General features: G+C 57.8%; 9 protein-coding genes. 7 read left to right on the forward strand and 2 right to left on the reverse strand.

The genetic code is table 11. The features are described 5' to 3' along the window. Positions 1-64: 64 nt before the first annotated feature. Together hrpA and FGO67_RS10675 are read left to right on the forward strand one after the other, a co-directional pair. Positions 65-3,928, forward strand: coding sequence for an ATP-dependent RNA helicase HrpA (hrpA, locus tag FGO67_RS10670; protein WP_238942418.1), 3,864 nt, complete (start codon positions 65-67; stop codon positions 3,926-3,928). Between the two features lie 135 nt (positions 3,929-4,063). Further along, positions 4,064-5,185: a beta-ketoacyl-ACP synthase III gene (locus tag FGO67_RS10675; protein WP_203300679.1), complete on the forward strand. Its 1,122-nt coding sequence runs from the start codon at positions 4,064-4,066 to the stop codon at positions 5,183-5,185. 7 nt (positions 5,186-5,192) lie between these two features. Here the strand turns inward: FGO67_RS10675 and FGO67_RS10680 are convergent, their stop codons facing one another. Then, positions 5,193-5,600, reverse strand: a complete 408-nt coding sequence (locus tag FGO67_RS10680) for an acyl-CoA thioesterase (RefSeq protein ID WP_203300680.1) — start codon at positions 5,598-5,600, stop codon at positions 5,193-5,195. 94 nt (positions 5,601-5,694) lie between these two features. On the opposite strand from FGO67_RS10680, the gene FGO67_RS10685 reads away from it, so the two are divergent. From FGO67_RS10685 to dinG, 5 genes are all read left to right on the forward strand, one after another. Then, positions 5,695-6,480 (forward strand): MlaA family lipoprotein, encoded by a 786-nt coding sequence (locus tag FGO67_RS10685; protein ID WP_203300681.1) that lies wholly within the window; start codon positions 5,695-5,697, stop codon positions 6,478-6,480. A 35-nt stretch (positions 6,481-6,515) separates the two neighbouring features. Beyond that, positions 6,516-8,003, forward strand: a complete 1,488-nt coding sequence (locus FGO67_RS10690) for a DUF3336 domain-containing protein (RefSeq protein ID WP_203300682.1) — start codon at positions 6,516-6,518, stop codon at positions 8,001-8,003. Between the two features lie 100 nt (positions 8,004-8,103). Then, positions 8,104-9,822, forward strand: coding sequence for an ExeA family protein (locus FGO67_RS10695; protein ID WP_203300683.1), 1,719 nt, complete (start codon positions 8,104-8,106; stop codon positions 9,820-9,822). Positions 9,823-9,824: 2 nt separating this feature from the next. Then, a complete protein-coding gene (locus FGO67_RS10700) occupies positions 9,825-10,541 on the forward strand; it encodes a general secretion pathway protein GspB (protein ID WP_203300684.1) in 717 nt (238 codons plus the stop codon). After that, on the forward strand, positions 10,541-12,748 hold the full coding sequence (gene dinG, locus FGO67_RS10705; protein ID WP_203300685.1) for an ATP-dependent DNA helicase DinG: 2,208 nt from the start codon (positions 10,541-10,543) through the stop codon (positions 12,746-12,748). Before FGO67_RS10700 ends, dinG begins: the two co-directional genes overlap by 1 nt. A 246-nt stretch (positions 12,749-12,994) precedes the next feature. Here the strand turns inward: dinG and FGO67_RS10710 are convergent, their stop codons facing one another. Then, positions 12,995-15,742, reverse strand: coding sequence for a winged helix-turn-helix domain-containing protein (locus FGO67_RS10710; RefSeq protein WP_203300686.1), 2,748 nt, complete (start codon positions 15,740-15,742; stop codon positions 12,995-12,997). Positions 15,743-15,970 lie beyond the last annotated feature (228 nt).

The following is a 15,970-nucleotide window of genomic DNA, read 5'->3' on the forward strand; positions in this document are numbered from 1 at the left end:
CACCACCACTGATCGAACCAGCGCCGCCAACCCGCCGCCTGATGGCAAGGCGGCCGTGAAAGCCATGATGAGCCAGCTGGAGATCTGCAATCAGCAGGAAGCCGCCCGGATTCTGAAGGCTGTGGCCCGATCCAAGGGGGACCCGGGCCAGAAGGATCTTGAGAAGATGGCCCGATGGCTGGAGCGAGGCCTTGAAAAGGTCCAGCAACGCCAAGCGTTGCACAAGACGGCCAGTTTTCCGGAAGGCCTGCCGGTGTCGGAGCGGGTAGATGACATCCAGCAGGCCATTGAGAACAATCAGGTGGTGATTATTGCCGGTGAAACTGGCTCCGGTAAGACCACCCAGATCCCGAAAATCTGCATGAACTCCGGCCGGGGTATTCGGGGTGTCATTGGTCATACCCAGCCTCGGAGGATCGCGGCCCGCAGTGTTGCAGCCAGAATTTCCGATGAGCTTGGCGAGCAGACCGGCCAGCAAATTGGCTATCAGGTTCGATTCACCGACACGACCTCAGAGCAGTCCCGGGTCAAGGTAATGACTGACGGCATACTGCTGGCGGAAATACAGCACGATCGTTTCCTCGACCGGTACGACACGCTGATTATCGACGAGGCGCACGAGCGCAGCCTCAACATCGACTTCATACTGGGTTACCTGCGCCAACTTCTGCCCAAGCGTCCCGACCTGAAAGTGATCATTACCTCGGCGACCATCGAGGTTGAGCGATTCAGTGAGTTCTTTAACCAGGCACCGGTTATTGAGGTCAGCGGCCGGACTTTTCCGGTGGATGTTCGTTACCGGCCACTGACCGGCGACGAGGACGATCGCGATCAGGGCTGGACCGATGGTGTGATTTCCGCCCTGGATGAAATTGAGCAGCACGAACGCTCCGAGAAACAACCGCCCGGGGACGTCTTGGTGTTCCTGCCGGGTGAGCGGGAAATTCGGAATCTCAGTAAGGTGCTTCGTCATGTAGACCTGAAACACACGGAAATCCTGCCGCTGTACTCGCGCCTTAGCAATCAGGAACAGAATCGGGTGTTCCAGTCGCACCGGGGGCGCCGAATTGTGCTGTCGACCAACGTGGCAGAAACCTCCCTGACGGTGCCGGGGATTCGCTATGTGATCGACACCGGTGTTGCCAGGATCAGTCGCTATAGCGTGCGCTCCAAGATCCAGCGTCTGCCCGTCGAGCCCATCTCCCAGGCCAGTGCGAACCAGAGGGCAGGGCGATGCGGGCGGGTTGCACCGGGCATCTGTTTCCGGCTGTACGATGAAACTGACTTCATCAATCGCCCGGAATACACCGACCCGGAAATCCTGCGCACCAATCTGGCCTCGGTCATTCTGCAAATGGCGACGTCTGGCCTAGGGGAAATTCGCAACTTTCCGTTCCTGGAGGCGCCGGATCGCCGGCAGGTCAACGATGGCTACAAGCTGCTCGAAGAGCTGAGCGCGGTTGATGACAAACGTCGGGTCACCAAACTTGGCCGTACCATGTCCCGACTGCCACTGGATCCGCGGCTGGCCAGGATGCTGGTCACCGCGGCCGACAAGGGGAGCCTGGCAGAAACCCTGATCATCATCGCCGGGCTCAGTGTGCAGGATCCGCGCGAGCGGCCCCAGGAAAAACAGCAGGCCGCGGACCAGGCCCATGCACCGTTTAACGACAAGGACTCAGATTTCGTTACCCTGCTGAACATCTGGAATTTCTACGAAGAACAGCGTCAGGAGCTGTCCCAGAACCAGATGAAAAAGGTCTGTCAGAAGAATTTCCTGAGCTGGATGCGGATGCGCGAATGGCGGGACATTCATCGTCAGCTAACCCTGATTTGTCGTGAGCAAAAGCTGGCGTCGAATAAAGATGCCGCCAGTTATGAGGCGCTGCATCAGGCCATCCTGGCGGGTCTGCTCGGGCAGGTCGCGGTGAAGGTTGAAAAGAAGGAATACCTGGCAACGCGCAACCGGAAGGTGCTGATTTTCCCGGGTTCCAAGGTGTCCAAAACCGGGCCGAAATGGATCGTCGCCACCGAAATCGTGGAGACCAGTCGGGTATTTGCGCGCATGGTCGCGGCCATTCAGCCTGAGTGGATCGAGCCCTTGGCCGGGCATGTGGTCAAGCACAACTATTTCGAACCGCACTGGGAGCAAAAACGGGCCCAGGTGATGGGCTACGAGAAGGTGACCCTCTACGGTCTGGACGTAGTACCCAAGCGACGGATTCCTTATAGCAAGGTTGATCCCGCCGAGTGCCGGAATCTTTTTATTCGCCGCGCTCTGGTGGAAGGGGATTATCGCTCGAAGGCGCCGTTCATTGCCCGCAACCGGGCTATGCTCGACACCGTTGAAAATCTGGAGAAGAAAACCCGGCGCCGCGACCTCCTGGTAGATGATGAGGCGTTGGTTGCCTTCTACGACGAGCGCCTGCCGGCAGATATTGTCAGTGGCCGGCACTTTGAGACCTGGTGGAAAAGCCTGTCTGCCGAAGAGCTCAAGCACCTTGAGCTGACGGAAGAGGATATTTTGCAACGCCCGGTAGACGCTCAGGCGGGTGAGCTGTACCCCGATTACCTGGAGTGGGAGGGCGTTCGCTATCCGCTGAGCTACGAGTTTGAACCCACCAGCGAGCGAGACGGGGTAACGCTGCAAGTGCCTCTCATGGCACTGAAGCAGATTCCTTCCCGGCGACTTGAATGGCTGGTGCCTGGTTTGCTGCGGGAAAAGTGTGTCGCGCTGGTGAAGGGGTTGCCGAAGTCCCTGCGGCGTAATTTTGTGCCGGTTCCGGATTTTGTCGATGCAGCGCTGGCAAATATGCAGCCTTCGAACGAACCTCTTGCCCTGCAATTGGCTGAACAACTGAGGCGCATGACTGGGGTACGGATTGATCCCGAGGCCTGGCCGGAGTCCGAACTGCCCCGGCATTTACGCATGAACCTTCGAGTCATGGGGGATGGTGGCAAGGTCATGGCTGAGGGGCGCGAGACCTCTCAGCTGCAGGACCAGCTGGAAGGAAAGGCGGAAGAGGCATTGGCGTCCGCCACCAGTGAATCCAAGACTACAGAACCGACGGCCGAGCATACCGACTGGCAGTTTGGCACCTTGCCGGAGCAGGTGCAGACCGAAAAGGGCGGCATGCAGGTGACGGTTTATCCCGCGCTGGAAGACCAGGGAAAATCGGTCCGTCAGATTCGCTGCCTCGATCGATTAACCGCAGAAGACACCACCCGTAAGGCCGTGGCTCGCCTGTTCCTGAATCGCTTTGGCAAGACTCTGGAGGATCTGGAGCGCAAGCTGCCGAGATTCAAACAGTCCGCATTGATGTTTGCCCCGATCGGTCGGGCCAGCGTGCTGCTTGATGATCTGTTACTTGCCACTGCAATGCAGCACTTTCTCAGCGACGGCGTACCAAGGACAGCCGAGGCGTTTGGCGAACTGTTTGATCGTCACCGGGGTGACTTTATCCCGGCGCTGGAAGAAGCGGATCAGCGGTTACACCAGGCCATGACGGGCTATCAGAAAGTGGCGAAGAGACTGAAGGGTAAGATCAGCCTGGCCCTGGCCTCGAGCATGGCGGATCTCAAGTTTCAATTGGCGAACTTGGTTTATCCCGGGTTCCTGGTGGCGACGCCACCGGAGTGGCTGGCAGAATTTGGTCGTTACTTTGAGGCGGCGCTGGTTCGGCTGGAAAAGATGCCTCGGGAAATGGGCCGGGAACGGGAGTTTTTGCACACCATAGAGCCCCTGTGGTCCCGCTACGCCAGCAAGCGAGACGAACTGCTTCGCCAGGGCGTTCGGGATCCGGAGCTGATCGTCTATCGCTGGATGCTGGAGGAATTCCGGGTGTCCTTTTTCGCACAACAACTCGGCACAGCGATGACGGTTTCCGTCAAGCGATTGGAAAGGCAGTGGGAGCAGACCCGCATTTAAGGCCAATTCTCCACGCGTCCCTGTCCGTCTCGCACGGTACCTTTTGCTGACGGGCAAATGCCGGAGACTGTGTTAGTATTTCCGGCAGCATATTAGGCAAGTCTTCAGTTTTAATAACCAAGACGTGGGGTTAGCGTGATTAAAGCCGTCATTAGCGGAACCGGTCTCTATACACCGCCGGCGACCATAGACAATGACGAACTGGTTGAAGCCTTCAACCAGTTTGTTGAGATTTTCAATTCAGAGCATGCCGATGCCATTGCCAGCGGTGAGGTGACTGCCTTGCAGCCGTCTTCCTCGGCCTTCATTGAGAAGGCGTCCGGCATCAAACGTCGTCATGTGATCAACAAAGACGGAATCCTGGATCCGCATCGGATGAAGCCGTCCATTCCCGACCGCAGCAACGACGAGTATTCGGTGCAGTGCGAAATGGCGCTTTCTGCCTGTAAAGAAGCCCTGGAGCAAGCTGGCAAAACGGCCGCTGACGTGGATGCAGTGATCGTTGCCTGCTCCAACCTGCAGCGGGCCTATCCGGCGGTTTCCATAGAGGTGCAGCAGGCGCTCGGCGTTAACGGTTTTGCATATGACATGAACGTGGCCTGCAGTTCGGCGACGTTTGGTCTTCAGGCAGCGGTCAACTCGGTTGAGAACGGTGCTGCCCGCTCAGTTCTGGTCGTCAGCCCCGAGATCTGTTCTGGTCATCTCAACTTCCGTGATCGTGACAGCCACTTCATTTTCGGTGACGCGTGCACAGCCATTCTGGTTGAGCGGGAAGAGGACACCAACGCTGGCGAGGGCTTCGAGATCCTCGGTACCCGCCTGAAAACCCAGTTTTCGAACAACATCCGCAACAACTTCGGTTTCCTGAACCGTGCGGATGAGTCGGGTGTGGGCAAGCCGGATAAGCTGTTCATTCAGCAGGGCCGGAAGGTGTTTAAAGAAGTCTCCCCGCTGGTGGCTGAGACGATTCAGAACCAGCTCGAGGACCTGTCGCTGGCGCCGGACAACCTGCGTCGCATGTGGTTGCATCAGGCCAATCTGAACATGAATCAACTGATTGCCCGCAAAGTGCTGGGTCGCGACGCCTCCGAGGATGAAGCGCCGGTCATTCTGGACGAGTATGCCAATACAAGCTCAGCGGGTTCGATCATTGCCTTCCATAAACACAAGGCAGACCTGGAATCCGGAGACATCGGGGTGATCTGCTCCTTTGGCGCCGGCTACTCGATCGGCAGCGTAGTGGTACGCCGCCGATAAGCCCTCGTTATTCGGTTGCCAGTGCCCTCAGGGTATCTGGCAGCCGGGTTGAGGTCCGTGACTTGCGGTCAAACCAGACCACTTTGGCATAACCCTCCGCGTAAACATCGCCCGTTTCGGCATCGGTAAGCACATGGTAAGTATCAAGGCTGGTATTTCCTGCCTTGTCTGCGTATGTTTCCACCACGACGGTTGCCGGGTGATTCAGTTCCTTCAGAAATGTCGCACTGGTCTTTATAATGACCGGGCCCGTAGGTTCTTCCGGGCCACCGAGATTCAGGGAGCTGAGCCACACGATGCGGGCTTCTTCAAAAAAGCGGAAATAAACCGTGTTGTTGGCGTGGCCAAAAGCATCCATATCGCCCCAGCGGAGTGGCACAGATAGCGTGGCGACGTGGTTTCCCGGTACTGACATAAGAGTTCCTCCGAAACAGCGAGCAGAATAAAAACGATAAAAGCGCCGGTATTTTTGACGGATCGAAACGACTTAAACAACCCAAGAGCACACAATGAGACTACTTTTTTTTCGGCGCTGGTATGTTTTTCTGCTCTCAACGGCGCTTTTGGTAGGGCTGCCAGCTGGCCAGGCATCGGCCCAGGCTATGCAGGAGCCGGCACCGAAAGGGGCGGCTGAGGTACGAGTTTCTGATCCCTATGAGGGCTGGAACCGAAAGGTGTTCCGGTTTAACGAGACGCTCGACCAATGGTTCCTAAAGCCGGTGGCGCAAACTTATCGCACGGTTACTCCCAATATCATCGACCGTGGTATCACCAATTTCTTCAATAACCTCCAGGAAATTCGCAACCTCGCCAACAGTCTGTTGCAGCTCAAGGGCGAATCGGCTGTAGTTGCTGCCGGCCGCTTCACCTACAACACGGTGTTTGGGCTGGCGGGCTTTTTCGACGTGGCCACGGCATTTGAGCTCCCCGAACGCCCTGAAGACTTTGGCCAAACCCTCGGTTACTGGGGTGCCGGTTCCGGACCCTACCTGATGCTACCGTTGCTGGGGCCGTCGAGCCCGCGGCATTTCGGTGGTATGGTGACAGATATCGTTGTGTTGCCATCAGCGTGGGACGCGGTTGACAGTCCGACCGACCTGTATGCACGGGGCGTACAGGTTGTCGACAAGCGGGCCGATTTAATCCCGGCCGAGAGTTTCATTTCCGGTGACAGCTACATTTTTGTCCGAAATGCGTTTCTCCAACGCCGTGAATACCTGATCAAAGATGGCAAAATGGTGGACGACCCCTTTTCAAGCAGCAATGATGAAGACGTGATGCTCGAAGATTTCTGACCCTGTACGTTTCTCTTAATAACAGGAGGTTTCCGGTGATCAGGGACCCAAGAATAAAGAAGTTCCGCAAAATGCTCGCCGAGGCACCGAATTACGAGGTCTGGAAAGCGGCGGCTCTGGAGCTTGATTTTCTTGAGGGCAGTGCCGAGTGGAAAGAGGACTTCGCCTCCGATCTCTACCATTATGAACTGATCTACGATCGCCTCAGCAACCTGAAACAGTATCGCCAGCAGAACGACTTCGAACGCCTGAAGCGGGCACTTCGCGAGGGTCTGCACCATGACCTTGGCAATATGGGGAACCCGGCTCTATACACCCACTCACGAGTAGGCACCAAGCATCTGGTTGAGGAGTACATCACCCAGGTCTGTGAGTCACTGGATTACCTGTGCGATCACCCGGTGCCCGGTTTCCCCATTTCGGAAAAGCTGCAGTTCTTTCGTGACACCCTGACCAGTTACGGCCGTCCCTCGCTCCTGCTCAGCGGCGGCGCGACCCTTGGTATGTTCCATTTTGGTGTGATCAAGGCGTTGTGGGAGAAGGGGCTTTTACCCCAGGTCATAGCCGGCTCCAGTATCGGCGCTATTATCGCGGGCATTCTGGGTGTCCATACCGACGCTGAGATCCCGGAAATGCTGGTGCCGGAGAACCACAATCTGAAGGCTTGGAAGTGGCGCGGGCTACTCAGTGCCGTGCGCGGCGAGGGCCTGATGGATCAGGACCAGCTTAAATCCTGTGTGCGCGCCAATATTGGCGAGTACACCTTTGAAGAGGCCTATCAGCGCACAGGTCGCTCCATCAACGTGAGTGTCTCGCCTATCCAGGCGCACCAGAAAGCCCGGTTGCTGTGCGGCTATACGTCGCCTTACCTGATGGTTTGGAGTGCTGTGCTTGCCAGTGCTGCGGTGCCCGGGATATTCCCCCCGGTTACCCTGATGAAGAAGGACATTCACGGTAATGCGCTGCCGTACATGCCAAGACTGAAGTTTGTGGATGGATCGGTGGTGAGTGATCTTCCCATCGAACGCCTGATGCATCTGTACGATGTGAATTTCACCATTGTCAGCCAGACCAATCCGCACGTAGTGCCGTTCCTCAACGACCGTGGTATGGATGAAAAACTCTCGATCCCGAGCCTGCCGCTGCATCTGCTCAAATCTGAAATTCAGTTTCATGGCCAGGGCGTTTTCGATTATCTGCGCAAACGGCTAAAACCGGAGTTGCTGAGGCAGGTGTCCGGTCAGCTCCATACCATAATGGCGCAGCGTTATTCCGGCGACGTCACCATTGCGCCATCCTATTCGTTCAAGGACTATCGCCGAATTCTGTCCAACCCGGAACCGGAATACGTCAGAGAGATGATCCTGGCCGGCGAGCGTGCCACCTGGCCGAAAATCTCAATGATCCGGTCCCATGCCCGCATCTCCAAGACCCTCGAACGTTGTGTTCGGCGCTTGAAGGAGCAAAATCGTCGAACCACCGACCTGCGCCTGGTCAGCAATTCAGTTTCCGGCGAATCGTGAGATGACAGGCCCGCGAAGCCAGCGGTATGATACCGCGAGAGAGAGCCGGGGCTTGCGTGACACCGCCAGGCCCGGCGCCTGAGCACCAGACTGGATACCCATGTATTACGACTTTTTCGGCTTTCGGGAACCGCCGTTTTCCATTGCGCCCGATCCCCGCTACCTGTACCTCAGTGAACGCCATAAGGAAGCCTTGGCGCACCTGATGTACGGTGTTAAGGGGCAGGGCGGCTTTATTGTGATTACGGGAGAGGTGGGAACAGGGAAAACCACGGTGTCCCGGTGTTTCATAGAGAACGCGCCGGAAAATGTCGACATTGCGCTGATTCTCAATCCACGGCTTTCCGCTCGTGAATTGCTTTCATCCGTTTGCGATGAAATGGGCGTGCCGCACCCCGCCAACGCGACCATCAAAGAGTTGGTTGATCTGATTAACCAGGATCTGCTCAGTGCTCATGCCGCCGGGCGGCATAAGGTCCTGATAATTGACGAGGCCCAGAATCTTTCTGCGGATGTGCTTGAGCAGCTGCGCCTTTTGACCAACCTGGAGACCGCTGAGAAGAAACTGTTGCAGATCGTGCTGCTGGGTCAGCCGGAATTGCAGCAGATATTGGCAATGCCAGAGTTACGTCAGTTGAATCAGCGGGTAACCGCGCGCTACCACCTCGATGCTATCGGCCGGGCGGAATTACCCAACTACTTGAGCTATCGCCTGAGTGTTGCCGGTATGCGCGGAGACATTTTCAATTCCGGCGCTGTTTCTCGCCTGTACAAGGAAAGTCAGGGCATTCCCCGGTTAATCAACCTCATCAGTGATCGCGCTCTGCTGGGTGCTTACGCTGAAGGCGAGCATGAAATCACCACAGCACACATTCGCCAAGCGGCCCGGGAAGTCCGGGGCGATACCTCCGTTATGCAGGCCAGGCAGGCCGCCGGGGCCCGCAAGTCATCCGGTTATCTGCTGCTCGCCGCTTCGCTCCTGGTGGCGGTAGTGGGAACGGTCTGGCTGGCGGATCGCTGGCCGGTGACCGTGACTGACATCCAGGCTGGATTTTCGTCCTCATCGGTGCAGGCTGGCATAGTGGAGCGAGGCGACTCGGAAAATATCGATCAATCCGGCGCGTTGGCATCGGCTTCGAGTCCGGCACCGCAAGAACTGCAAGGGCCGTCAAACGCTGTCCCGGCGGTCGAATCGTTTGAATTTTCTTCGGACTCCATCAACCTGGTGGACGCATTCCGTTCTTTGTTCAAGCTCTGGCAGTATGACTATCGGCCGGAAGCCTTCCCGACCGCCTGTCAGTATGCCCGCGCCGAGGGCATGGCCTGCCTTGACCGCCAAGGTACTCGTCGCAGCCTCGAGTTCCTGAACCGGCCCGCTATTCTCGAGCTTCGGGACCAATCCGGAAAACGCGGCTATGCCGTGATCAAGAGCTTGGACGGAAGCATGGCCACGATCGTTACGCCTGAAGGCGCTCGTGAGGTTACGTTTACCAGTATTGAGCGGTATTGGTTTGGTGATTTCCGCATCCTGTGGCGGCGCCCGGACTTTTTGGATGTGCCGGCGGACAGCGGCAACCGCGAAGAGCAGCTGTGGATCGGCGCTCGCATGATGGAGCTTGCCGACAAGCACAGCGAGTCGAGTGTTGAGACGGGTAGAATCAATCGGATGCCGACGGAAAAGCAGATTCGCTGGTATCAGGACTTGAAAGGACTGACGGTTGATGGCATCGCAGGCGCCATGACCATAATCCAGATCAACAACGATCTGGGTGGGCCATTCCCCCGACTGACACCACCAGCTCCGTCGGAAGGTCAATAAGCATGTCCTACATACTCGATGCACTCAGGAAATCTGAGACAGAACGTCGGCAGGGCAAGGTTCCCGATTTGGGGCATCAGGTTCAGCTGATCCATCGCCCCAAGAAAAAGACAGTATCGCCTATCGCCTGGCTTTCGTTGGCGCTGGTCGTAAATGCCGGGGTTCTGGCGGTACTCTTCTGGCCGCAGGCGTCACCCGTGGTCGCAGTGCCGGCTTCCACACAGCCGGCGAGTGTCGTCAGTGATAAAGCGCCTCCGACGGATGTTGAGACCCAATCTGTTCAGGCCGAGGTGTCCGAATCCGTGCCCGAAGCTGACCCCAGTTCCGTCAGGGCGCAAGCGGATGAGCCGCTGGCAGAGAGTGGCAGCGTTGCATCAAACGAAAGCCCGCGAGAGCGGCCGACGATCATTGTTCCTGCTGCAGAAGCATCCCGCGACAATTCGGTATTGCGAGCGCCCGCGCCGGCTGGCAGGGTACCGCATCTGGTTGAACTTCCCCTTTCTTTTCAAAAGAGCGTTCCTGACTTGACCTTCAATAGCCACATTTACGCCTCCGATCCTTACGCCAGTCGCGTCATGATCAATAGCAACTACCTGCGTCGGGGCGACAGCTTCTCGGGGCTCCGGGTGGAAAGCATTACCCAGGATGGCGTGGTGCTCAGCAAGCAGGGTCAGCGTTTCCGGGTCGGCATCGTTCGCGACTGGGTGAGCCCGCGCTGATGGCGTTAACCGACGAGATCAAACAGCAGATTCAGCAGGGTTATCGGGACGTTCTGGCAGGCAAGGAGGTACGGGCGCGCTATGGCCAGAGGCTGATGATTGCCGAAATCGCCCGATACATGGGCGATATCACCGAGAACGATGGCCAGCGCACCTCACCAGCTTCGGCTTGCGTAGTCGAGGCCGGTACCGGTACCGGTAAAACCCTGGCGTACCTGATTGCCGCGATACCCGTGGCCAAGGCCCTTGGCAAGACTCTGGTGATTTCCACCGCCACCGTAGCCTTGCAGGACCAGATTGTGCTCAAGGATCTGCCGGATCTGCGCAAACACAGCAACATGGATTTCAGCTGGACCCTGGCCAAGGGCCGGGGCCGCTACCTGTGTATGTCGAGACTGGAGGCGCGGCTTCACGACGAGGGCAATGGCGACAGCGATACCATGCCCCTGTTCCTTCTTGACGGCCCCAAAGGCGAGGAGCCTGGCACCCGTGCCTTTTTTGAAGAGATGCTGGCGAGCTACGGATCCAGGGAGTGGGACGGCGATCGGGATCATTGGCCCGAGCAGATCCCGGACGATGTCTGGCGACAGGTAACCACCGATCACCGCCAGTGCACCAACCGCCACTGTAGCTATTTTGACAGCTGTGCCTTTTTCGACGCCCGCAAGGACCTTGATGACGCTGATATTGTCGTGGCTAACCACGACCTGGTGCTGGCAGACTTGGCCCTGGGTGGCGGTGCGATTCTGCCTGAGCCAGAAAACGCGCTGTTCATTTTCGATGAGGCACATCATCTGCCGGACAAGGCGCTGAATCACTTTGCAGCGTCGGTTCCATTGAACTCCACGCGGCAGTGGCTGAAGCAGTTGTCCCAGGCTCTGACTAAAATGCAGCCGTTCCTGGCGCCGGGAACACAGGCTACCAAGACTCTCGATCGCATCAGCGGTGCATCCCGTGAGGTCGATCAGGTGCTGACCCGGGTTTACGACGAGGCCGAACAGAACACCGGTTGGGAATTCAACGAAGAACGTCGCACCGCCCAATGGCGTTATCCTGAAGGCGCATTGCCCGAGGCATTGGCCGAACTTTCCGCCGAAGCCCGCATTGCCACGGCCAATCTGGTGCGTCACTTGGGGGCTTTGGCCGATGAGCTCCAGGGCGCGTTTGATGAACGTAAAGACCATGAGATTGACCGGGATACCGCCGAGGCCTGGTATCCGGTGATCGGGTCGTTCCACAGCCGGGCAGAGGACCAGCTCCGGCTCTGGGTCGCCTGGTGCGAGCAGGGCGAGGCCAAACCGACTGACAACGAAACGGAATCGGATGAAGCCGACGGTGATGGTGCTGCCAAAAAGCGCACCGGCTACAAGAGTCCGGCTCCGGCTCGCTGGGCGGTCAGGCAGCGCTGGGACCACGCAGAGGACATTACCCTCTACAGCTCGCCAGTGCTGGCGGACAGCCTGCTGTACTCCAGGCTTTGGTCCAGAGCGTACGGTTCGGTTCTGACCAGTGCCACATTAACGGCGTTGGGGCGTTTTGATCGGCTGCGAGCCCGTGCCGGATTGCCCGAATCCAGCCGCTATCTGGTGGTACCCAGTTCATTCCGCTATGGAGAAATGGCCACGGTGGAAGTCCCCGCCATGTCCATCATGCCAACCGATGATGCCTTCACCGATGCCCTGGTGGAGCGTTTGCCAGATCTGTGGGCGGGCGAGAAGGCAACGCTGGTGCTATTCACCTCACGCCGGCAGATGCAGCAGGTACGCGATGCGCTGGCGCCCGAGTACCCGGACCTGATCATCACCCAGGACGACATGGCCAAGGGCGAGGTTCTGCGCCAGCACTGCAGCCGGGTAGATGAGGGACGCCCGAGTGTCCTCTTCGGTGTGGCCAGTTTTGCCGAGGGAATTGACTTGCCGGGCAAGTACCTGCACCACGTGGTTATTACCCGGCTGCCATTCTCGGTGCCAGACGATCCGATTGAGGCGAGTCTGGCGGAGTGGGTGACCCAGCGCGGCGGCAATCCGTTCATGGAAATCACCGTTCCCGACGCGTCGATCAAATTGGTGCAGGCGGTGGGTCGTCTGCTGAGAACAGAGCAGGACACTGGCCGCGTCACCATCCTCGACCGCCGCATCATTGCACGGCGTTATGGTCAGTTGTTGCTGGACGCGCTGCCCCCGTTTCGGCGGGTGATCGAGTACTGACCATAAAAAAAGAGCCAGCCCATAGGGGGTGGCTCTTATTAACAGGGTTCTTCCGAACCCAGGGCGTCGAAACAACGCGGAGCAAGAAATCTGAAGGCCTGAAGTTTCAGAATTCAAGGAGAGGTTTCCCTCACCATTGAAACCATAATAGGGGCTTAGGGGGCGTAAACGGATCGTCCAAAGGGCGTAGTCCGGGTTCTTTGCAGGGTGCAAACGTGACGCGCGTCACAAACTGAGCTCCGGTACTCAGCCTGATAGCAAGCCTAGTTCCCGTGCCTTTGCCAGCGCCTCGGTGCGCCGGCCCACTCCGAGCTTACCGTAAAGATTGCGAATATGGGCTTTCACGGTGGCGGGTGCGACGTCCATACGAGCGGCAATCTGCTTGTTGGCGTGCCCCTCGTGAATCAGGGCAAGAACTTCCATTTCCCGTTGGCTAAGCGGTTCCGGCAAAACAGTGGCGGTGCGTCCGGCTGACGGGGCTAATGGTCGGGCTACTGAAAGTTCCGCCGAAGGCTCTACAGCGTCCGACAGTTTGTCGAGGACTTGTGTGAGTTCCCGGAACCAGCTGCCGGGTGTGTTTAGTAGGGAAAGCTGCCGAAGCAGGGCACGCAGGTGCGGGCTCTCCTCAATAAACAGGCCCAAGAATCCAGCCTCTGACGCCTTGCGTACCGCCCGATTCAGCATTTCACACGCCTCTTGGGCCCGGTCCTGAAGATCCAGTGCTTCACCATAAACCAGCAGAATCTCCACAAGGTGACGATTGTGGGCATTGCGCTCGGCTGCCGGTAATAGAGCGCTGATGATTTCCTGTGCTCGCTCTGGCTGTTTCTGGGCGACTTTCAGGCGCGCAAGGCTGATCAGGTTCTGTTCCCGGTTCAACGGGTTTTTCGTGGGCTCTGTCTCCGCAGCGTTCAGGCAGGCCTCGGCTTTTTCGAGGTCGCCAAGGGCTAGATGGCATCTCGCTAGAAGGGCCGAACTTGCGGGTGGTTCAAAGACGATGTGCTCCCGCCGTTTGCGTCCCACCTGGGCCGCGTCCTCCAACGCTTCAATGGCATCGGTAAATCGACCCTCACTGAAAGCGAGGTGCCCACGCACGTACTGGATGATGACGTGTTGCCCCGGCTCTGTGCCGCGATGTACATGCTCCAGTAGTGGCGCAAGATGGGTAGCCGCCAGTGAGTGTTGGTTGCGTTCCCGGTAGATCTCGGCCAGGGCGCTGTTTTGCCAGCACGAGATCAGTCGGGGCTGGCTTGGATCAGAGTAATGTTTGTCTACCCATCTGCGGATGTCGGTGCAGCTGCCCAGGGCCAGCTCAATGTCTCCGCGGTTGTACTGAATCCACGCCAATAAGCCGCCGCTGGACAAAACCGTGCTTGGTTTGCGCTCGATCTGACCATAACGGACGGCCGATTGCAGGGCATCTTCGGCATCCATCAGCAGTCCTTTGCCGAAGTAGTCGAGCCCGACCCCATAGTAGGTGACAGACTTCAGGGGGATGCGGGTGTGATCGATGTCCTCCAGTACCTGCCGTGTGAGATCGCTGGCGCTCTTATCATCACTGCGGGTACGCGCGAGGTAGGAGCGCACCAGAGAAATTTCGCTCTGCAGCCCGAGGGCACCTTCGGCGTCCGGGTGGGAGTCGGCAACCCGCTGGTCAAGTAAGTCCTCAACGCTGCCAAGAAGCGGGTCCAGGGCATCAAGCCGGTTGGCAAAGAAGCGGCCCCAGATTCGCAGCATCTGCAGCTGGGGGCTGTCTTCAATCAGTGATTCCGGCAGAAACTCGAGCCAATCAAGTACCGGCAGGTGATAGCCGCTATGGATAAGGTTGTTGCCGTGCTCAGCCAGCACCGCCGCGAGCCATTGCCGGTCACCCTGATGCACGATCTGGCTGATGCCGTCCTGAACGTGGCCATGGTCGAGAAGCCACTCGACGGTGCTGCGCCACAGCGCCTCCGCCCGATTCGGATCCGTTTGTTTTAGCCGTTGGAGCAGCGCGTCCCGGAACAGGTCGTGATAGCGGAACCATTGATTGTCGGTGTCCAAAGGGATCAGGAACAGATTCTGGCTGAGCAATCTCTCCAGCAGTTTTTGGCTGTCTCCGTTTGCCCGAATGGCATCGCACAGGGACGCACTCAGGCGAGGACAACAGGCGGTATCGAGGAGGAACTGAGTCAATTCCTCGGGCTGCTGTTCCAATACCTCGGTGAGAACGTAATCGCTGATCTGTCGTTCGTCGACATCCAATTGGGGTTCCGGTAGCCCGGAACCGGTCCCTGCTGATAGGTCAGCGCTGTTGGGACCGTTGCCGGACAGGGCTGTGAGTTGCATCGCCGCAACCCAGCCTTCGGTTCTTCGACAAATGGACCGGACATCGGCTTCCGATAGGCTAAGCCCCATGGTGTCCTGAAAGAAACGACGGCATTCATCCTCTGAGAACGCCAGCAAACCGGGATGAACGTCTTGCACCCAGCGCCGCACCCGCCAGCGCGACAGTGGCAGTGCCGGTTCTGTTCGGGATGCCAGGGTGACCGTAATTTCGGGCGGCAGGTAACCGATGAAGTAAGCGAAATCCCTCAGAATCTGGGCATGCCGGATAAAGTGGAAGTCATCCAGCACCAGCAACCAGGGACTGGCATCCGCCGACAGTAGATTCAGTAACCCGGTTATTGCGCCAGTTGCGGTATCACCCTCGATTTGGCTGAGTTGTTTTCGGCAGTCTGCCAAGCCAGCCAGCCCGGCGTGTTCAAAAGCGCCGATAACATACTGCCAAAACCGGCGGGGCTCGTCGTCATGTTCGTCCAGCGATAACCAGGCCGTGGGGGAGGGTGTTTCGGCGCACCACTGGCTTGCCAGGGTAGTCTTCCCAAAACCGGCAGGGGCGATCACCAGATTCAGCCTTTTCGGGCTCGCAGGCTTCAGCAATAAACTCAACCGATCGCGATGGACCGCGCGCCGGTCGGTTGTTGGCCGAAGAAATTTGGTGGTCAACAGCATGGGAATTCCGATTACAGCAAGTGTCGATAACGGATTGTGTGCTTTGTCATAGCCAAGTCAAGCGCCGAAATCACAGATAGGCCTGTCTGGAGCAGTGGTCATGCATTTTTGGTCTAAACTAAAAGACAGGGAGCGCCTATTCTAAAAAAGAATGAAAAATACCCTTTTTATGCGTACGCTTGGGAAAAGCGGATTGAGTCCGTAGCCAGCCGAATACCGGGAATCCAG

It is taken from the genome of Marinobacter sediminum (genome assembly GCF_016820575.1).
Classification (GTDB): domain Bacteria; phylum Pseudomonadota; class Gammaproteobacteria; order Pseudomonadales; family Oleiphilaceae; genus Marinobacter; species Marinobacter sediminum.